The sequence below is a fragment of the Parabacteroides caecihominis genome, from assembly GCF_023656785.1.
GTDB lineage: Bacteria > Bacteroidota > Bacteroidia > Bacteroidales > Tannerellaceae > Parabacteroides > Parabacteroides segnis.
The window spans coordinates 1-20,831 of record NZ_JAMOKS010000038.1 but is presented as its reverse complement, the minus strand read 5'-3'; the positions used below and the strand labels follow the sequence as shown (position 1 = coordinate 20,831).

The following is a 20,831-nucleotide window of genomic DNA, read 5'->3' as shown; positions in this document are numbered from 1 at the left end:
TTTGGCGGCCTCTTTTTGTTTTCTCTTGCATAATCTTATCATCTGTTTTACTGCTTTTTTGTACATTTGTCTGCGTTAAAAAAGACTTTTAGTATGCCTATTATAAAACGGATCCTGATCTGGTGCAGGAATATCCTTCTATTCCTGTTTATATCCAGCATCCTGGCGGTGGTGGCCTATAAATTCATTCCTGTTTATTATACGCCATTGATGCTGACACGACTGTACGACCAGTATAAATCGGGGAAGCCTTTCAAACTCGAACATACGTGGGTTCCGCTGTCGAAGATAGCCCAACCGTTGGTGCAGGCCGTGGTCGCTTCCGAGGATAATCTGTTTCTCGACCACAACGGTTTTGATATCGAACAGATACAGAAAGCACGTGATGAGGCGGAGAAAGGAAAGCGGGTGCGTGGCGCCAGCACCATATCCCAGCAGACAGCCAAGAATGTCTTCCTGCTTCCAACGAAAAGTTATATACGAAAAGGCATAGAAGTCTATTTCACCCTGTTGATCGAATGGATATGGGGCAAAGAAAGGATTATGGAAGTCTATCTCAATTCGATTGAGATGGGAGACGGCATCTACGGAGCGGAGGCGGTAGCCAAAGCCCATTTTAAGAAGCAGGCCTATCAGCTGACCCGTGAAGAAGCGGCTTTGGTCGCTGCGTCCCTGCCGAATCCCCGTAAGTTTAATTCCGGTAAACCTTCCCCTTATATGTTGAAGCGGCAGGGGCAGATTCTTTCCTTGATGGGTAAACTGCTAAAGATACAGATGGGTTACGGAGCCGGTGAAATAGAAAATACAAACAAAAAGATAAAAAAGAGAAAAAAATGGAGAGCTTCACTTATCACGACCTCGGACATATCGCTTATACCGATGCTTTAAAGGTCCAGACGGAAGCGTTTGAGACGCTGCTGCATGCAAAAGTGTGGGGCGGACAAGGAGAGAATAAACTGTTTTTCTGCGAACATGAGCCGGTGCTGACAATCGGTAAGAGCGGGAAAGACACAAACTTGCTGATCCCTGCCGAACTGCTGCAACTGCGGGGCATTTCCTTCTTTCATACGAACCGGGGAGGGGATATCACCTATCATGGTCCCGGGCAGATTACCGGTTATCCGGTATTCGACCTGGAGCATTGGCAGCTGGGACTTAAACAATATATTCATCTCTTGGAAGAGATCTTTATCCGCTTCCTGTCTCTCTACGGGATAAAAGGGGAGCGGCTGGAAGGGGCGACCGGGGTCTGGATCGACCCGCTGGTAAAAGGCCGTGCCCGTAAGATATGTGCCATCGGGGTGAAGAGCAGCCGGTATGTCACTATGCACGGTTTTGCGCTGAACATCAATACGGATTTAAGCTATTTCTCCCTGATTAATCCTTGTGGCTTCACAGATAAAGGCGTCACTTCGCTGGAAAAGGAATTAGGCGGAAAGCAGGATTTCGAACTAGCTAAAACACAACTTCATTCATTATTCTCAGAACTGTTTCCCTGATGGATTATAAAATACATTTCGCTCCTTTGCAAGGATATACCGATGCCGTGTACCGGGAAGTCCATCACCGTATATTCGGTGGGGTGGAGAATTATTACACCCCTTTTGTGCGTGTGGAGAAAGACGGTTTCCGTAACAAAGATATCCGTGATATCGCTCCGGAAAGAAATTCGGAAACACCGGTGATTCCCCAACTGATTGCTGCTACTCCCGATGAGTTCCGCCGTCTGGCAGCATTGTTCCGGGAAAAGGGATATCGGCAGGCGGATATCAATATGGGGTGTCCTTTCCCTATGCAGGCGCGTTTGCACCGGGGGGCGGGGATTCTTCCTTTTGTAGAAGAGGCGGAGGCTTTGTTGCAGATGATCCGGGAGTTCCCGGAGATGAGCTTTTCGGTTAAACTCCGGTTGGGTTGGAATGCCCCGGATGAGGTCTTTGCCTTGCTTCCGGTTATGAACTCCCTGCCTCTGGCTCATGTTACTTTGCATCCCCGGATAGGCACGCAACAATACAAAGGGAATGTGGATACAGACAGTTTCGCCCGTTTCTATGAGGTATGCAGGCATCCGCTTTTTTATAACGGAGATTTGAACAGCCTGGAAGATATAGACCGGATTCTCTGCCGGTTTCCCCGTCTGGCAGGTGTGATGTCGGGGCGTGGCCTGTTATCCTCTCCCTGGCTGGCAGCGGAATATGCAGCAGCTGGCAACGGTTTTACGGATGAAGAAAAGAAAGCGAAACTGCTTCATTTCCACACGTTGTTGTTTGAAAAATACAGCAGTGCGCTTGAAGGAGGCGACCATCAGATACTGGCCAAAATGAAAACCCTTTGGGATTACCTGTTGCCGGAGGCTGAGAAACGTCTGCGGAAGAAGATACTGAAAAGCAACCAACTGCCTACTTACCTTCAGGCCGTGAAGGAACTGTTACAATAGTTGAATCAGCCTTCGCCGGTGCGATTGTATCGGCAGGGGCAAGCGGGATAATCGGTAATAACTTCCTTCTCCGGCGGAAAAACTCGGAGAGATGGGAGAAGTCTTTCTTGAACATGACACCTACGCCCTGAGTTGTTAACGCTCCGTTGAGGTATTTGTACATATCATTTGCATGATTGTATGCTTTCAGGCGGATTTCTCCGCTGGGAGTTAACTTGTATTCCAGGTCGAACTCACCTACAAAATCATTCTTTTGCTGATACGTATTGTTCCTGTATCCGAAACTGCCGTTGAACAGCAGGCGGTTGTCGAGCAATTGGCTGGAAAGTAACATTTCCACCTCCGTATCCTGTATGCCGTCTTCGCTGGTACGGATATTCGTTCCGATCTGTACCTTGTCGGTCAGGCTGTTCAGGATACTTGAAATCTGGGATGAGATGGCAGAAGAAGCTACTGCGCTGAACTCGCTCGAACGGTAAGCATTCTGAGAATAGTCGGGTGTGTAGAACTTATTCAATACCAGCAAATAGATGATCTGACGCGTCATCATATCTTCGGTATCGACCAATGCCTTCATCTGCCGTTCTATCTCTTCGTTGGTGCCGGGCAGTTCCAGGTCGAATGAGATTGCCGGACTGCGCAACATACCATCCAGGTTAAGCACGCAGTTGACGGGGACGTTGGTTCGTGGACTTTCCCTGGCAAGCCCTTCATCCAGATCACGCAAGTTGGCTGTCAGGTTATAAATAGCATTTATATGCATCGTCGCATCGAAAGGATCGCCACGGAAGTCGATTGCACTGCCTTCACGTATCTTAAAGTCTTTATGGATAATCTGCTGTAAGCTGAAATTATAGTTACCGCTGACGATTCCCATGTTGCCATACATGCGTAAGTCCGTTTTTGTCCCGTATTCTATCTGCATGCTTCCGCTGCAATTACCGGTTATTTTGTCGCCGGCAATCGGGTCCATAATCAGTTCGATCCTGGCATCGGGAGTGATATCGAGCAGGAAGTTCATGCGCATTTCGGCCCCTTCCTCTTCTTCATTGTTTACAATCTTCAGGGAATCCCGCGATAAAGTTCCGTTGGCCAGATCTTTCAATTGTTTTTTATCCACAAAAGTGATAAAGTCATAGTCGGCAGCTGTAGTATTGTTGATGAAGTCGAGGGTAATGGACGTCTTAGGATCGCTCCGCATATTGATATCGAAGTTGATTAGCTTGTCATTTCCTTTGATGGAGGCCGAACCACTACCGAAAACGGTACCGTAGATCAGTGGATTCAGTTTGCGGGTAGCGTTGAATACCAGCATATTCTTTGTCTTGACATTCACGTCGAAGCTGACATCTTTGAAGTGGTTATGATAGACGCTCATGTTGACGGTACCCGGATTGCCGAACTCGTCGTGAACCGTCAGGTCGCGCATATTTATGGAACCGGCATCCATGTAGATGGAGTCGGAGAATGTATAATACGTATTGGTATATTCGATACCCAGGCCGCCGTCCAGCACGTATGCGTCGCCCTCTACGGTCAGCGCTTTGAACGGGCCGTGTAGGTGGACGTTTCCGAATCCCCGTCCTTTCATGTTTTTGGCAACCTTTTCCACAAAAGGATGGAGGAATCCCAGGTTGATATCGTTGGCATCGAAGAACAGGGAGAGTCCGGCATTTTGTCCGACCGGGAAGATATAGCCGCTTACGTCGGTCCATGTCGTATCGTTTTTATAGATGCTGCCCAGCATCAGGATACCTTTCTGGGCATCGTCCCACTCGCTGAACAGATTTAGCCGGCCGAGGGGAGTCTGGTTAAATGAAAAGTCATTTATTTCAAGGTCGGTGTTCAGCATGCGACTTCCGTAAAGGTCGCAGATATTGAATGTACCCGTTGCTTTCCCGGCAAACTGTAATACCGGAATGTTCAGTATATCGAATATATAACTGAGTTCAACCTGTTTCAGAGCCATTAAAAGGGTATCTGCCGGATTTTTGGAGATACTCCCGTCCAGCAACAACGATTGTTTTTCGTTGCCTACCCTGAATTTATGGATATCTATTTTACCGTCGGCTATTCTGATATCCGACGGATGGATGATCCATAGAGAATCGTTCAGCACCAGCTGGCTCTCTTTCACGGCAATATCGGTCCGTAGCATGGCAGGCTTCTTCTCCTGTTCCTCTTCCGTAAAGAGGGCGGAAGCCGAAAGTTCGGCACGAAATTCTTTTTCCTTGTTGTTTGCCCATCCGATCAGCGTATTGATCCGGTTATCCTTGGCATCCACTTTCAGATCGAGGTAGTTGCGAAGTCCTTTCTGGTTGTAGTTGATCGCTTTTAATAGCAGGTTGATGTTTTCCTGCGGGTTGTCGCATGTCAGATAGCCGGATTCGAACATGGACTTGCCCAGCCTGAACTTGGGGAGGAAGGCTTCGATGCGGAATTTGTTATACAGGTTGTTGTAATGCCCCGTGATACGTGCCTGGTTTACTACTGTTACCGGCAATTTGAGTGTTTCGGATATTTTCTCTGTGTTTTCCACAGTCAGCAACAGCGAGAAATTGTTTTCTTCAACCTGCTGCTTTTTCTGGGTGGCATTGATAAGCGCCGGAATATATCCTTTGAAGGTATTCATGAAACTCGGGATGATCGTTTTGAACGAGTAAGCACCCGTCACTTCCCCGTTCAGAATGTCGGACGAGATCGTCAGATGGCGATCCAGCGAATGACCGGAGGCCGTTACCTGGAACTTTTTCAGGAAAAAGCTGCTGGGCGCTGTGAGGAAGGACAGACTGTCTATCGTGATGTTCCCCTCCAGGTTATCTATATTGTTGCCGGTGAAGTCGGCGTTTAGGGATAACGAGATGTCCGGCGATTCGTATTTATCGATCAGGTGGAGGCTGTCCGGGCGGAAATGTTCCAGATTGGCGGTGAAGTTGAACATGGAGTTCTTTCCTTCGTGGCGGAACATACCCTCTGCATACAACTTACCGTTCGGATCGTTCACCTGTACCATTCCGTCAAAGCTGTTTTTCTTGAAATTTCCGGATAACTGAATATCTTCGTATTTGTATTTCTTGTATTCGAATTCGTCGATATTTGCTTTGATATTACCAAAGAAACTGCTGTTTTTATGCCGTTTGGCATCGACCGATATGTTCAGCTTGGCGTTACCGTAAGGGTTGCCTTCGTCGAAAAGTTCGTTCAGAAGCAGGCCGGAGGTGGAAACATGTCCTTTCAGGTAGGCTGTGATATTATTTTCTTTATCACTACCGAATATCATATCGGTTTGTACGGAGCCGATAGCCGAAGAGAACTTTCCGAAAGCCACCAGGTTATCGAAGAAGCCGGATATCTCCCCGGTAAAGTTGATTGTGCCCAGTCTGATAACCGGATCGGGCAGCACGACCGGTTTTTTATTGAAATTGTTTATCAGTCCGCTCAGTCCGTCGGTGGTAATATACATTTTGTTCACCTGTCCGAAGATATAGGCATCTTCCGGGTGGCTGATTCCTTTCAGGTCCATTTTCCCGATAAACAGCATCTTGTCGCTGTATCGTAATGTCAACTGTTTCAGGTTGATATTGTTGATGGCTCCGGAGGCTTCGGCCGAAAGTTCGATGGTTTCGGTGAAATTACTAAAGGCAGGAACGAAGGACGAAAGGTCTTTCAGGCAGATTTGCGACGGAGATATGTTCAGCGCCAGCGGTGCATGGTTCAGCAGCTCGGAAGCATTGTTGATTTCGCGCATGTCTATCCTGGCCTTGCTTATTTTCAAATCGGTTTCCGGTAACTTGATTTCGAAGTTATTGATAAACGTGCTGTCGCGGTTGCCGATGATATTCATCGAGAGTTTATTCAACGTAAAGCCGGATGCCTCGTCGAAACTCATCTTTTTGATGTTCGCGTTGAGACTGTCCTTATTGAACGCTTTCATGGAAATCTTGGCACTCAGGTTTTTGATATCCACATGTTTGGCGTTGAACTTACCGGGCGTTTGCGCCTCGCTCTCCACATCGAACCGGAAATTCCCGCGGCGTATCAGGATGGAGTTGAAGCGCAGGTCGATATTCGGATTCTTCTTCATCGTATCTTTGCTGGCGAAAGCGTCGATAACGAACTGGAGGTTCAACGGACTGTCGGGAGTCTTTTTATTGAGATTGACCGAAAAGCCGAATAACCGGACCGTAGAGAATACAAATTTACCTTTGAGCAATGGGAGGACTTCGAAACCGGCAGCCACATGATTTGCCTCGAATAAGGTCTTACCAGCCTCGTCTTCCAGGTATAAGTTGTCGAGTACCACGCGGTTGAACCACTCGATATTTACATTTCCTATCTTTACGGGCACACCGAGATGGCTGGATAATTCTGTCGATGCAATGCCGGAAACCTGAGATTGGATATAAGGTATCTTCAATAAAATGAAAGGCATTGCATAGAATATCCAGAACAAAACAAGTAGGGTAATGATTATGTATTTTAGTCCTCTGATATCTTTACTATATTTTAAACGCAAATCTACAACAATATCGCGATAGATTTCATTAAATTTGCACAAAAAAAACGAGAGAAGAGTATGAGTGTAACAATATTGGGGATAGAATCATCCTGTGATGATACTTCCTCTTCCGTAATACGCGACGGCGTGATGCTGTCGAACGTGATAGCCAGCCAGGCCGTTCACGAGGCTTATGGCGGTGTCGTTCCTGAACTGGCTTCGCGGGCACACCAGCAGAATATTATTCCGGTGGTTGCTGAAGCCATCAAACGGGCCGGTATCGATAAATCGGAACTGAGCGCTGTCGCTTTCACACGAGGGCCGGGATTGATGGGTTCCCTGTTGGTCGGGACCTCTTTTGCCAAAGGATTTGCCGCCTCTCTGGATATCCCGATGATCGAGATTAACCATTTGCAGGCCCATGTGCTTGCCCATTTCATCAAGGAAACGCCGGAAGATGATCATGCGCCTTCTTTCCCTTTCCTTTGTTTGCTGGTGTCGGGTGGCAATTCGCAAATCATCAAGGTGAACGCATATAACGACATGGAGGTGATAGGCCAGACAATAGACGACGCGGCCGGCGAAGCCTTCGACAAATGTGCCAAGGTGATGGGATTGGGTTATCCCGGTGGTCCGGTGGTGAACCGTCTGGCCAACGAAGGAAATCCGAAAGCCTTCGCTTTCAGTAAACCGCATATTCCGGGATACGATTATAGTTTCAGCGGGTTGAAAACCTCTTTCCTTTATACGTTGAGGGATCGGTTGCAGGAAGATCCCGATTTTATCGAAAAGAACAAACAAGACCTCTGTGCTTCCTTACAGTCTACAGTGATCGATATCCTGATGGATAAGTTGCGCAAGGCAGCGAAAGACCTGAATATAAAAGAGGTGGCGGTAGCCGGAGGTGTATCGGCAAACTCCGGTTTGCGTGATGCTTTCCTGGATCATGCCAAGCGGTATGGTTGGAAGGTACATATCCCGAAGTTTGCGTTTACAACAGACAACGCAGCGATGGTCGCCATTACAGGTTATTATAAATACCTCGATAAGGATTTCTGCCCGATGGATGCAGTTCCTTTCTCAAGGGTTGTTATTTAAAGAAGAATACAAAGGTTGGAAGAAATATACTATCATACTATCATATTTCGATATAAGTAGTTGTATACATGTTTGTTATAGTATGATAGTAGCTGTTTTCAACGATCATTTATCTATCATACTACTATCATTTCCTACTTAAAAAATGGGATAGACAGTATACTGTTTTTAGTAATTATATAGCTTAAAATCAGTGGCATAGAAGCAAAAGTTACTTGACACCCGGGTCTCGATACCCTTGACACCCGGGTGTAGGCATCGTCGAGATGGGGGTGTAAAAAGGGGTGGAATGGGCATCCCGGCAACAAAAAGTCTGTGTTCGAGTGAAATTAAGTCATAGTTTTGGGATAAAAAGGTAGTAATCTGACGAATGATAAGATGCCATAGGCGGTTGTAACCAACGCCTTTGTCGGGTTAAAAAGACTGTCTGTTGGTTAAAATAGAGTTAAAATGATGGTTGCATGATAGGTAAATGATAGTATAAAAACGTACTGTCATAGTTTAAATGATTGCTATATAGTTATTTATATGTCGTAATGACAGTATGATAGTATATTCCGTGAAAACCTCTTGCGTTGAGAGGGATAATTCTATTTTAGAAGAATTGAGTTGTCTATTTATAATGACTGGTTGTAACTGCTTCCCCTCTTGAGAGGGGGTAGGGGGTGTGTTAAAGCCAGTCAATAAAAACAGACCTTGTTACAGGTTTATTTGCCGTCTGCTTCAGCTGACGGATTGGTAAATTATCTATTTCTCCGGACTTTAGTCACATTTCTCTATGATTACACATATTGATAATTAATGGAAATGTGGCTAAAGCCAAAACAATAGTTAGACATCCAAACCGTCAGTTAAAACTGACGGCAAATGAATCTGTAATGACCAAGTGACTCTGATTTTTAAGGCTTATATCCTTAACTTAATGACATTGAGCTGAAGCAGACGGCAAATGGACCTGTAATAGTCAAGTAACTCTGATTATGATAGTTGATAGGTGGGGATATGACACACCCCCTTCCCCCTCTCGAGAGGGGAATCAGTTACAACCAGCTACTATAAACAGACTCGTTTCTGATAATTATTAAAACATTTAAACCTGATAATAAAACGATATGAATAATAATAATTCGCTCAGCGAACAACTTGGCGGACTTCTCCGTTCGAAAGGTTTGGTAATGGGTACGGCGGAAAGCTGTACGGGCGGACGTATTGCCAATATGGTTACCCTGGTGGCTGGTAGTTCCGATTATTTTGTCGGAGGCGTTGTTTCTTATAGCAACGAGGTGAAACATAATGTGCTCGGAGTTTCGGAAGACAGTTTGCGTCTTTACGGTGCTGTGAGCCGTGAAGTGGTGGAACAGATGGCGCAGGGAGCTATCCGTACATTGGGATGCGATTGCTCGGTGGCGACGTCGGGAGTTGCCGGACCAGGCGGGGGAAGTCCCGAAAAACCGGTAGGAACAGTCTGGATCGCTGCCGCTTTGAAGGAACAGGTCGTTTCGCATTGTTATCATTTCGGTACGGTGCGGGCCGAAAACATACAGTCGGCAGCCGATGCCGCTTTGACAATGTTACTGGAACTTTTACAGAAGTCCGATGGATAAATTTATAGAACAACAGCGATTGATCTATCCGATGTCGGACGAAGCCATCCGGCTTCTGATCGATGAGATGGACGAGGTTTCTTTCCCGAAGGGCGATCTTCTTATCAGGGAGGGCGACCGTGATCCGTTCGTGTGGTTCGTCAGGAAGGGATTGATCCGTTCATATGTCGAAAGGGAAACGAAAGACATCACATTATGGTTCGCTTCGGATGGCGAAATGATAAATTTCGTCTACCGGGATATTGCCGCTTATAATATCGAGATGGTGGAAGATTCGGACTTGCTCCGTATCCCTGCCCGCAGGCTGGAAGAACTTTTCGAGCAGTCGCACGACATTGCTGTCTGGGGACTCAAACTGCTTGATTATTATCTCCGGGAGTATGAAAATTATTTTATTAATGATAGCTGGAGTGATGCCCGTGAGCAATACGAAGCCTTGTTGCGCAGCAATCCCGAACTTTTCCAGCGAGTACCTCTCAAGCATATCGCTTCTTATCTCCAGATCACTCCTCAATCGTTGAGCCGTATTCGTTCTTCTTCTAAATAAAAAGAGCAGACCGAAATTATCCTATGGTAATTTTTCTCTGAAAAGACCTCCCTACCTTTGCAGCCGGAAACCAAAAGTGAGTTGATTTATGAATAAAGACAAAGCTCTCTTCCGCCTGGAAAGGGAGAAATTATTGTTGACAGGTGAGATTCCCCGCTTATTTATGAAGTATGCACTTCCCGGTGTTGCGGGATTGTTGTTCTTGGGTATACAATCTGTGATCGACGGGATTGTGTTGGGACGTTTCGTAGGAGCCAATGCGCTTGCCAGTGTGAATCTGGTTTTGCCGTGTTACAGTTTGATTTCGGCATTTGCAATCGTGATGGGTATCGGGGGGCAAACCCTCGTCAGTATCAGCCTCGGAAGAGGGGATAAGCAGGAGGCTAATAACGCTTTGCGCTCAGTATTCGTGTTTTTGCTGGGGATGTCTGTGGTGGTGAGCCTGGTTATTTTTCTGTCAGCAGGAAAGATTGCTTCTTTTTTGGGAGCGAACGAAGTGTTGTTACCCGATGCGGTACATTATATACGGGCACTCGTTCCTTTCTTCCCGCTGCTGTGTGCGATGTTTTTCGGTGACTACATAATCAAGGCGATGGGGCATCCGTTGTATGCGACCTCTGTTATGGGGATGACTGTGGTTCTGAATATTGTTCTGGACCTCGTGTTTGTTGCCGTTCTGGGGTGGGGCGTTATGGGAGCCGGACTGGCTACCGGTATTGCTTTTACGATGGGAGCCTGTTTTAACGTGCCCCGTTTATTTTCACGTCATGAAGTGGTTGCCGTGCAGCGTGGACGCTATGACCAGCGGCTGGTATGGAATGCCTTCTATAACGGTTCGTCCGAAGGTATGTCGGAGTTGTCGGTGGCGATTACGGTATTTCTTTTCAATATTACCATGATGAGGTATCTGGGAGAGAGTGGGGTGGCTGCATTTACGGCAATCAATTATATATTGTTTATCGGAACGACCGTATTCCTTGGTATATCGGATGGGATCATTCCTATTATCGGGTATAATTACGGGGCCGGACAACAGGAACGTATCAAATTGATCCTGAAATTGGCGGCGCGGACTAATTCGCTGATCGGGATCGGTTTGTTTTTGCTGTTGTTGCTGTTTGGCGAGCAGGTGATCGGACTCTTTTTCAAGGATCATGGGAGCGAGGCTTTTGAGATTGCTTCGAGGGGTGTTTCGATTTATTGTTTCGCTTTCTTGTTGTGTGGACTGAATATATTGGCTTCCAGCTATTTTACGGCGATAGGGAATGCTAAGATATCTATTATTATCTCAGCTTTGAGAGGACTCGTATTTGTGGGAATCGGCATACTTGTCCTCCCTGCCGTGTTCGGTATCGATGCCATCTGGTATGATGTACCGATCGCTGAGATATGTACCTTGTCCGTTTCTTTCTGGCTGGTACGTAGGTCGTTATTTAATAATCGGAGCAATTAACCGGTATCCTTTTTCATTCGGATGCAATCCGTCGGAGAAGAGGGATTCGTCTATCTTTCCGTTGGGCAGGAGTAAGGCTGGTCCTGCATCGCCGAACAGGCAGTTTTCCTCCTCGGCCATCGTCCGGATATTCCGGTTGATGTTTTTCACCCAGTCCTCATGTTCGCGACGGGGAAGGATACCCATTACCTGGATCGTTGCTTTCGGCTGGCGGTTACGAACGGCTGTGATAAGGAATCGTAGACCTTCTACAATGTCTTCGTCCGTACTGGAACCCATATTGTTTGTTCCGATCATCAGGACGACCTTCTCTGCTTCGTAACCGTCCAGTTCATCGTGGTAGATACGCCAGAGTGCGTTTTCGATGCGGTCGTAACCATATCCCAGGTTCTGGAAACCGGCGGCTGCCATGTATTTCTTCCAGCTTTCCGGACCTCTGCTTCGCGGACCGGCTGGTTCGCCTCCCCAGAAATGCGTAATTGAATTGCCTATGATAACGGCTTTGGGAGGATGCTGCTTGATATGGCTTACTATTTCGCGATGGCGTTTTTGCCATTCGTAATTGTTCGGTTCGCGGCGTTGGGTTACCGGTTGGCAGGTAGGGCGGTTACCTTCCGGGATACGGAGTATTTCACGTACTTTCTTTTCTACGGCTGTTGCCTGAGCCTGTGCACCCAGGTCGGAGGGGTGTACGTAATCTACCCAGGCATCCGACGAGTAATCGAGCTCGTCGTGTGTCAGGTAGTAGAGGTCTTTCGCTCCTTCCGATTGTAGTATTTCGAAACCTTTTTGCGAACCTCTGTTGAGGCGGGTATATAGTTCATATTGTCCCTTGTCGGTCGGTGCATTGCTATATCCGGCGTGTTCGACAAGCAGGATGGGAGCGTTGCGGGTCGCCCTGATTTGTTTTACAGCGGCAACGACCAGGTCTGTAACTTCCTGTTCGGTGTTTGGTGTCAGGTTAGGCAGACAATCCAGGATATATATACGTGCATCCTGCTCTATGATGTAGTTCAGCACCTCCTTTTCCAGTTTCCCGTTTCCGGAAAATCCCAGGTTGATAAGCGGGTAGCCCAGCGAACGTTGCAGGATATTGGCCCAGGCCATAGCCGGACGGGAGGAGCAGGCTCCTTGTGCGATGGAGGTACCATAGAGTACGACCGGCTTTTCCGGCGATTGCGGGATAAAGGTCAGTTCGCTGTCTTCGGGAGTGCCGATCTCCATCCATTCTACCGTATTATATAAAGGTAAGTAAAGACGGTATTCAAACCCACGGTTATGATAGCTGTCCTGGCCTAAATTCCTGTAACTGTATGTTATGGTATCTCCGAAAGAATAGTTTCCGAAGCAAAAGCCCCATTTCCCGTCGCTGTCGATACTGTACAGGTCAACGCCGGATACACCGGTACTTTGCATGTGCGGCATATTCAATCCGCCACTCACTTTGTAGCGGACGGTGATCTGTGGGGCATTACTATAAAAGTGAATCGCTAACCCGGCCGAGTTGCGGGAGAGGTTCCATACGGCGGGTCTTATTTCCTTCTCTGCCCGGTCAGGCAGACGGACATATTTGTAACCTATTTCATCAGGCCAGCCCTGGTTTTGTACTACAGGAAAACCTGCATCCATCGGATTCTGCCATTTCCATTGTGCCCCGGCAGAAAGGCATGCCATACAGAAAAATAGTAGGCAAAAGAGTCTTTTCATGGTCGTTATTATGTGTTTATGTTACTTTTTGATACGATATTGACAAAGATAAAACAATTTCAGGAATTCTATTTTTATTTATTCATGTATATTTGCCAGAGTTAAACAAAAAGTAAAAATACCATGAAAGTACAAGCACTGCTCGTATTCCTTCTAGCCGGAAGCATGTCGCTGATGGCTCAGAAGAGTTATCAGTTACAATCGCCGGACAGAAAACTGCAAACGGTAGTTTCCGTAGGTGATAATGTAGAATTTTCCCTGACTCATGACGGGACAGAGGTCCTGGCACCATCTGCAATCTCCATGACTTTACAGAATGGAGAAGTTTTGGGAGCAAAACCGAAAGTCTCGAAAGTAACCAAAGGGTCGGTAGACAAAATGATCCCTTCTCCTTTCTATAAGAAGACGGAAGTAAGCGATATCTATAATGAAATGACGATTTCTTTCCGTGGAGATTACAGTATCGCCTTCCGCTTATATAACGATGGACTGGCTTATCGTTTCATTACCCGTAAGAAAGGGGAAATTGTCGTTGCAGACGAAGCGGCAACCTATAACTTCTCGACAGACCATAAGACATTTTCTGCTTATGTGAACAGTACGAAGCCGACATTCGAAGAACAGTTCTCCAACTCGTTTGAGCAACCTTATGTGAATGAAGCTATCACCAAACTGAACGACAAGCGTTTGATGATCCTCCCTTATCTGGTGGATCTGGGTAACGGAAAGAAACTGTGTATTACCGAAGCTGATTTGGAAGACTATCCGGGTATGTTCCTGAACAATGCAACAGATAAACCCTCTCTGAAATCTGTGCATGCCCCTTATCCGAAGGTAAAACAGCAGGGGGGACATAACCGCCTTCAGATGCTGGTCAAGGAACGTGAAAATTTTATAGCTAAAACTAAAGGAAATCGTTCGTTCCCGTGGCGCGTGTTTGTCGTTTCTGAAAATGACAAGCAACTGGTCGATTGCGATATGGTGTATCGCCTGGCTTCTCCTTCCCGTGTAAGTGATGTCTCCTGGATCAAACCGGGTAAGGTTGCCTGGGACTGGTGGAACGACTGGAACATTTACGGAGTGGACTTCCGTGCCGGCATCAATAACGAGACTTATAAGTATTATATTGACTTCGCTTCCGAACATGGCATTGAATATGTAATTTTGGATGAGGGCTGGGCTGTTAACCTGGAAGCAGATTTGCTGAAAGTCATCCCGGAAATTGATATGGAAGAAATCGTATCGTATGCCAAATCGAAGAATGTGGATATTATCCTTTGGGCAGGCTTTTATGCTTTCGACCGTGATATGGAGAATGTGGTGAAGCATTATGCGGATATGGGTGTCAAAGGTTTCAAGGTCGACTTTATGGATCGTGACGATCAGGAGGTGATTAATTTCTTGTATCGCTCGGCAGAAACTTGTGCCAGATATAAGATGTTGGTTGATTTCCATGGCGTATGTAAACCGACTGGTTTGCAGCGTACTTATCCGAACGTAATCAATTATGAAGGGGTGAATGGTTTGGAACAATTGAAATGGTCGCCTGCCTCTTATGATATGGTTACTTACGACGTAACATTCCCGTTCATCCGTATGGTTGCCGGTCCGGTGGATTATACACAAGGTGCCATGCGGAATGCAACCCGTGCCAATTATCGTCCGGTCAACTCCGAACCGATGAGCCAGGGTACCCGTTGCCGCCAGCTGGCTACTTATGTGATTTTCGAATCGCCTCTGAATATGCTTTGTGATAATCCGACCAATTATATGCGTGAAAAAGAATGTACCGAGTTTATCGCAAACATCCCGACCGTTTGGAACGAAACACAGGTGCTCGATGCAAAAGTATCCGAATATATCGCTATGGCCCGCCAGCACGACGATATCTGGTATCTGGGTGCCCTGACTAATTGGGAACCACGCGAGATGGAACTGGATCTTTCTTTCCTGGGCGACGGCAATTACAAACTGGAACTTTTCAAAGACGGTATCAATGCCGACCGTGCCGCCTGCGATTATAAAAAAGAAATCATCCCGGTTCCCGCCGACCGTAAGCTGAAGATCAAAATGGCTCCGGGCGGCGGATATGCTGCAAAGATCTATAAATAAGCAGATCCATATCTGACAAATTTTAAAAAACGAAGAAGTAGCGGTCTCTAATCTGTTGGCCGCTACTTCTTTGGTAAATGACAAATCTAAAATACTATGTTTAAAAAGATCTTGATTGTATTTTTATGCTTGCTACAGGCAAGTATCTTTTCTGAATTAAAAGCTGATCCGGTCCGCCAACAAATCAACCTGAACCGTGACTGGCATTTTACCCTGGGTGATCCCGCCGGGGCGCAACAACCTTCGTTTTCTGATCAAACCTGGGAACAGGTCAATCTTCCCCATTCGTTTTCTCTTCCTTATTTTATGTGGAAGAGTGTATATAATGGCTATGGCTGGTACCGGAGGACAATTGAAATGCCGGAGGAATGGAAAGGAAAGCAAGTGGCTATCGAGTTTGAAGGCGTATTTATTCAAAGCGAGGTCTACCTGAACGGGAAACGGGTGGGAGAGCATACCGGTGGATATACCGGATTTTGTTATGACCTGACTCCTTTCCTGAAACCGGGAAAAAACATATTAGCCGTCCGGGTCAATAATCTTTGGAAACCCGATGTGGCTCCGCGTGCCGGCGACCATCAGTTTAGCGGAGGTATTTACCGGGATGTTTATCTGCATGTGACGGATCCGTTGCATGTTTCCTGGTGCGGTACTTTTATTTCTACCCCGGAAGTTTCCAGAGCTTCTGCCTCTTTTCGGGCGGAGACGGAGATTAGAAACGACTATACGCAGTCGCAGCAATTTTCCATCCGTACGGAAATTGTTTCGCCCGAAGGCAAAACCGTATCGCAGGCAGAGACTAAAGAAATGTTGAAAGCCGGAAGTACCCGGATATTTACCCAGTATCCGGCAGCTATAACCAATCCGTCCCTGTGGCATCCTGATACCCCGAACCTGTATAAAGCGGTGACTACCATCCTGAAAGGAACGAACATCGTAGACCGGCAGGAGACAACTTTCGGTATCCGTTGGTTTGAATGGAGGGCTGATAAAGGGTTCTTTATCAATGGTGAACATTATTACCTGCTGGGGGCTAACGTGCACCAGGATCATGCCGGTTGGGGAGACGCTGTAACCAACGCCGGTTTCCGCCGGGATATACAAATGATGAAAGACTGCGGCTTCAATACGATTCGCGGCTCTCATTATCCGCACGACCCTTCGTTTGCCAGGGCTTGCGATGAGATAGGTATTTTGTTTTTCCCGGAAAATGCTTTCTGGGGAATGGGGGGTGGCTCCGGCGACCGTGACGGTTGGGGTACTCCGTCGTCCAGTTGTTATCCGCCAAACCCGGCAGACCAGGATCATTTCGACCGAAGTGTGCTGGCTCAGCTGAAAGAACTGATCCGTATCAACCGGAACAGTCCTTCCATTACGGCATGGAGCATGTCGAACGAACCTTTCTTTACGGATGCTTCTACCAACGAACGGATGAAGCAATTGCTGAATAAAGCGACGGACAGTACGCATCTGTGGGATCCGACCCGCCTGGTTGCCATTGGTGGCAGCCAGCGTAAAGGAGTAGATAAGCTGGGAAAGAATCAGATTGCTTTCTATAATGGCGATGGAGCCGGTTTCCTCGAACCGGGCGTTCCGAGCATGGTTTCTGAATACGGCAGTGTGACAACCCACCGTCCGGGAACTTTCGATCCGGGCTGGGCAGACCTGAAAGACGGGTTCAACCGTCCGGAGTGGCGCGGGGGACAAGTTATCTGGTGTGGTTTCGATCATGGGACCGTTGGCGGAACAGGATTGGCTATCATGGGGTTGGTCGACTATTTCCGTATCCCGAAACGTTCCTGGTATTGGTACCGGGAAGCCTATGCCAAAGGGAACCGGAATCCGGCAGAACCGGCCTGGCCTGTACCGGGTACTCCGGCAAAGATTGTTTTGTCTGCGGATAAAACAACGCTTGCTGCTCCCGACGGAACGGATGATGCCCATATCCTGATTACCTTGTCGGATGCAGATGGTAATCCTGTCAGCAATGAGGTTCCGGTTAAACTGACCATTCTTTCCGGTCCCGGCGAGTTCCCGACAGGAACGACTATCCAATTTATGCCTCCATCGGAGGAAGAAGCCTCTGATATCACGATCCGTGACGGTAAAGCTGCCATCGAATTCCGTAGTTATTATGCCGGAACTACTGTAATAGAAGCCTCTGCCGAAGGATTGCCTTCGTCTGAACTGACGATCCGGACGTTAGGACAACCGACCTGGGAATCCGCCGGGTGTCCGAAGGTCGCCGACCGTCCTTATAAACGTTATATTGCTCCGGTGAAAGAAGAACCGGCCAACGAATTGCTGTTGGCGGTTAACCGTCCGTCTTTTGTCAGTTCGACAGCGGAACTGTCTTCACGTACCTTATCAAATGATGATGACGACCAGACAGCCTGGTTTGCCGATCCGTCTGATGCAAATGCCTGGTGGAAACTGGATTTGGAAGCCTCTTATGATTTGAGTGCGATCGAGGTGATCTTCCCGACTACGGATATCCACCGGTATATCATTGAAGTTTCTGCCGATAACCAATCATGGTCAACTGTTTCCGATCAGCGTACCAGCGAAAAGAAAGAAAAGAAACAATGTGTCGAGGGTGATCTGGGGAAGAATATCCGTTTCGTCCGCATCAGCTTCACCTCCGGTCGTGCCGGACTTTCGGAGGTGAAGATCGGAGGGAAGCCTGCTGATCTCTGAAATCTTTAAAAGCAGTCAACTTCCCGGTGCATGGAATAAGCGTTCGAACCGTCCGCATAATAATTGTTTATTGTGCGGACCGGTTCGAATTTGTTTTTTTGGTAAAGACGGAGCGCTGCCGGATTTGAGACGTTTACTTCGAGCGTAATCTTTGGATGATTATGCTGTCTGGCAAATTCGATCGTTTTGTCTATCAGGTGCTGTCCTAGCTTCTGTCTTCTGAAACCGGGATGTACGGCTAAAGAATAGATGCGCAGATTGGGGGTATGATCGTTTTGCAAGAGAGAAACGTAAGCTACTATTCTCTCTTGGTATTCAACGATATAAAACATTCCTTTGGCTTTTGTGATCAGATAGACGAATTGTTTTTTGGAAAAGCTGTCCGGACCGAAACAAGATGTCTCTATTCTCATAATCCCGTCCAGGTCTGCCCGGGTTGCCTGCCTGGTTATAATCTCCTGTTCCATCTTTTAGAAGTGTTTCATATCCAACATACGTCCGAAGTGATTCAGTATCCTGTAATACAGGTCATCGCCCAGTACAGCGTCTTCGATACCGTGATCAATACTCGGATTATCGTTGATCTCGATAACCATGGCGCGGTCGTTGACCATTTTCATATCGACTCCGTATAATCCTTTTCCGATAAATGAAGTCGCTTTGACTGCCGTGTCGAGCACTTTGCGGGGAACCTGATAAATAGGAATGGTATCGACCAGTCCGCACCGGCTTCTTCCCGAATCATAATGACAGTAGATTTGCCAGTGTCCTTTGGCCATATAATACTTGCAGGCAAACAACGGCTCACCGTTCAGGATGCCGATCCGCCAGTCGAACTCAGTCGGAGTAAATTCCTGGGCGAGGAGGATGGACGACTTTTCAAACAGCAGGTCGAGTGCTGCTTCCAGTTCCGCTTCGTTGGTTACCTTCTTCATCCCGAAAGAGAAAGAACCATCCGGAATCTTCAGGATGAACGGTGATCCTAACTGACTGCTGATCTGTTCGAATGTATTTTCGTTTGACTTGAATATCAGCATTGAGAGGGGAGCCGGTATCTTTTCCTTTTCAAATAATTCATTCAGGAATACTTTATTTGTGCACCGTATGATGGATAACGGATCGTCTATCACGACCATTCCGTTCTGCCTTGCCAATTGCGAAAGCCGGAAGGTGTAATGGTTCAGTGATGTCGTCGTACGTATAAATAATGCATCGAACTCCATCAGGCGGGTGGCATCTTCTTCCGTGATCAGTTCGGCATGTATATCCATCTTTTTGGCTACTTCCAACAGTTTGTTTATGGCCTGTTTGTTGCTGGGCGGGAACTTTTCCTCCGGATCGTATAATACAGCCAGGCTATACCGGGCGGATTTAACGGTTTGAGGCGCACGCCATACCTTTTTGTTGAAACGGTCGAGCGCTTCAGCGAAGAAACTTTGTTCTTCATCGTTCAGTTGTTCCAATGACAAGAGTTGAATGGATTCGATCTGGTTCTTAACCCGGGTATTAAAACTGATCCTAAGGAGGGGAGCAGGATAGTTTTCGAAAATGAACCGGGCAATTTTCTCCAGCCCTTTTTCCTGGCAAGTTCCGAAATAGAGGTTCAGATACCAGATATCATCGGTAATATTGTTTTTCTGTATCCATTGATAACAGAGCTTCTGTAAGTTCCGGTCCATGCGGACACCCGCCCCGGCTTCCAGCTTATTGATGATATCTACTCCGGGAATCACCTTGTGTCCTCGGGTTTGAGCCAGTAATGAACAGTAATATCCTTCGGAATTATAACTGTAGTCATTACTGAGGTTGATGACAAATTTACTCCCCTTTTCTTTTTGGAGAGATTTGTTTTTTAAATAATCGGAAACAGTTAAGATACTGCTTGTCTTGTAATACGGTTTCCAATCATTCAGACTGTCTAAAAGAATCAGCACATTATTCATATTGAATATTAAAATGAGTGCGCAAAAATAGACAAATAAATCAATCTGTAATGCGAATAATCATTAATTATTAAAAGCACTTTTTGCTGATTGAGTCTCAGGGGGGTGTTTCCTGTCACATATAACTTCCAATCACGTTGCTCATGTTGTTAAACATCTTGATTTTTACGGTTTGAATGTAGAAATGTTTACTTTTGTTGAAACATAAATATTATAATAATGGAAATAGATGAGTTGAACGCAGAGATAGAGAAGATGGAGAAGTCTATCGCTAATGCAAAGAAGAAAGTAGAATCATGTGAAAAGAAGAGAAAAAAGCTTTTGCAAGAGGTCTATAATAACAAGTATTTGCGGCTTTCAGAATTACAAATTTGTTATGTAAGAGAAATATACCGTTTGGATCTTGATAGGTATGACGTTATTGATTTTAAAGGCTTTTATGCTGGATTTAGATATGGTATATTTGAATATGAAAATTCTGATGAATATACAAACAGAAGAGAAAATTATTGTGAAATAATAATAAAGGATGAACCAGAAATAATTACTGAAGAAGAATTTTGTGATATACTTAAAATTATTCATACTAAGTTGGATGAAAAATTGTTTTCTAAATTTGGAGGATGTAAATTAAACTGTGTCAGCAAGGAATAAAGTATTAACTTTGCTAACACAGTTTTTTTTATGAAAGAAGAATTTGATTTCGAGAGTATCAAGAACAAGGCTATTGAACAGCTG

General features: G+C 46.3%; 14 protein-coding genes. 10 read left to right on the top strand and 4 right to left on the bottom strand.

Annotated elements, in window-relative coordinates; genetic code table 11:
* Nucleotides 1–93 precede the first annotated feature (93 nt).
* The 3 genes from mtgA to NBH14_RS23640 are packed head-to-tail and all read left to right on the top strand — an operon-like array spanning nucleotide 94 to nucleotide 2,434.
* Entirely contained in the window at nucleotides 94–888 is a 795-nt protein-coding gene (gene mtgA, locus NBH14_RS23650) for a monofunctional biosynthetic peptidoglycan transglycosylase (RefSeq protein WP_186961462.1), read from the top strand.
* The gene (gene lipB / locus NBH14_RS23645; RefSeq protein WP_186961461.1) at nucleotides 834–1,499 is read left to right on the top strand and encodes a lipoyl(octanoyl) transferase LipB; all 666 of its coding nucleotides are present in this window, start codon (nucleotides 834–836) and stop codon (nucleotides 1,497–1,499) included. The genes mtgA and lipB overlap by 55 nt, the downstream gene beginning before the upstream one ends.
* On the top strand, nucleotides 1,499–2,434 hold the full coding sequence (locus NBH14_RS23640) for a tRNA dihydrouridine synthase (protein ID WP_186961460.1): 936 nt from the start codon (nucleotides 1,499–1,501) through the stop codon (nucleotides 2,432–2,434). Before lipB ends, NBH14_RS23640 begins: the two co-directional genes overlap by 1 nt.
* On the opposite strand, the gene NBH14_RS23635 is transcribed toward NBH14_RS23640, so the two are convergent.
* Nucleotides 2,397–6,866 (bottom strand): translocation/assembly module TamB domain-containing protein, encoded by a 4,470-nt coding sequence (locus NBH14_RS23635; protein WP_186961459.1) that lies wholly within the window; start codon nucleotides 6,864–6,866, stop codon nucleotides 2,397–2,399. The two genes, NBH14_RS23640 and NBH14_RS23635, sit on opposite strands and share 38 nt — an antisense overlap.
* 144 nt (nucleotides 6,867–7,010) lie before the next feature.
* On the opposite strand from NBH14_RS23635, the gene tsaD reads away from it, so the two are divergent.
* The 4 genes from tsaD (at nucleotide 7,011) to NBH14_RS23615 (ending at nucleotide 11,634) form a co-directional block, all read left to right on the top strand.
* A complete protein-coding gene (gene tsaD / locus NBH14_RS23630; protein ID WP_128134365.1) occupies nucleotides 7,011–8,030 on the top strand; it encodes a tRNA (adenosine(37)-N6)-threonylcarbamoyltransferase complex transferase subunit TsaD in 1,020 nt (339 codons plus the stop codon).
* A 1,112-nt stretch (nucleotides 8,031–9,142) separates the two neighbouring features.
* A complete protein-coding gene (locus NBH14_RS23625; RefSeq protein ID WP_186961458.1) occupies nucleotides 9,143–9,634 on the top strand; it encodes a CinA family protein in 492 nt (163 codons plus the stop codon).
* The gene (locus NBH14_RS23620) at nucleotides 9,627–10,181 is read left to right on the top strand and encodes a Crp/Fnr family transcriptional regulator (protein WP_007653179.1); all 555 of its coding nucleotides are present in this window, start codon (nucleotides 9,627–9,629) and stop codon (nucleotides 10,179–10,181) included. Before NBH14_RS23625 ends, NBH14_RS23620 begins: the two co-directional genes overlap by 8 nt.
* 88 nt (nucleotides 10,182–10,269) lie before the next feature.
* Entirely contained in the window at nucleotides 10,270–11,634 is a 1,365-nt protein-coding gene (locus tag NBH14_RS23615) for an MATE family efflux transporter (RefSeq protein ID WP_186961457.1), read from the top strand.
* Here NBH14_RS23615 and NBH14_RS23610 read toward each other — a convergent pair.
* Nucleotides 11,611–13,341, bottom strand: coding sequence for an SGNH/GDSL hydrolase family protein (locus NBH14_RS23610; protein WP_186961456.1), 1,731 nt, complete (start codon nucleotides 13,339–13,341; stop codon nucleotides 11,611–11,613). The genes NBH14_RS23615 and NBH14_RS23610 overlap by 24 nt on opposite strands.
* A 123-nt stretch (nucleotides 13,342–13,464) precedes the next feature.
* Between NBH14_RS23610 and NBH14_RS23605 the strand changes: the two genes are divergently transcribed.
* Both NBH14_RS23605 and NBH14_RS23600 read left to right on the top strand, forming a co-directional pair.
* Nucleotides 13,465–15,453 (top strand): retaining alpha-galactosidase, encoded by a 1,989-nt coding sequence (locus tag NBH14_RS23605; protein WP_186961455.1) that lies wholly within the window; start codon nucleotides 13,465–13,467, stop codon nucleotides 15,451–15,453.
* Nucleotides 15,454–15,549: 96 nt separating this feature from the next.
* Entirely contained in the window at nucleotides 15,550–18,150 is a 2,601-nt protein-coding gene (locus NBH14_RS23600; protein ID WP_186961454.1) for a glycoside hydrolase family 2 protein, read from the top strand.
* Between the two features lie 5 nt (nucleotides 18,151–18,155).
* Here NBH14_RS23600 and NBH14_RS23595 read toward each other — a convergent pair whose 3' ends face one another.
* Nucleotides 18,156–18,617 carry a GNAT family N-acetyltransferase gene (locus NBH14_RS23595; RefSeq protein ID WP_186961453.1) on the bottom strand — a complete coding sequence of 154 codons (462 nt, stop codon included), beginning with the start codon at nucleotides 18,615–18,617 and terminating at the stop codon, nucleotides 18,156–18,158.
* A gap of 3 nt (nucleotides 18,618–18,620) precedes the next feature.
* Nucleotides 18,621–20,093, bottom strand: a complete 1,473-nt coding sequence (locus NBH14_RS23590; RefSeq protein WP_186961452.1) for a RimK family ATP-grasp domain-containing protein — start codon at nucleotides 20,091–20,093, stop codon at nucleotides 18,621–18,623.
* A 219-nt stretch (nucleotides 20,094–20,312) separates the two neighbouring features.
* On the opposite strand from NBH14_RS23590, the gene NBH14_RS23585 reads away from it, so the two are divergent.
* Nucleotides 20,313–20,747, top strand: a complete 435-nt coding sequence (locus NBH14_RS23585) for a hypothetical protein (protein ID WP_186961451.1) — start codon at nucleotides 20,313–20,315, stop codon at nucleotides 20,745–20,747.
* The last annotated feature ends 84 nt before the right edge of the window (nucleotides 20,748–20,831 follow it).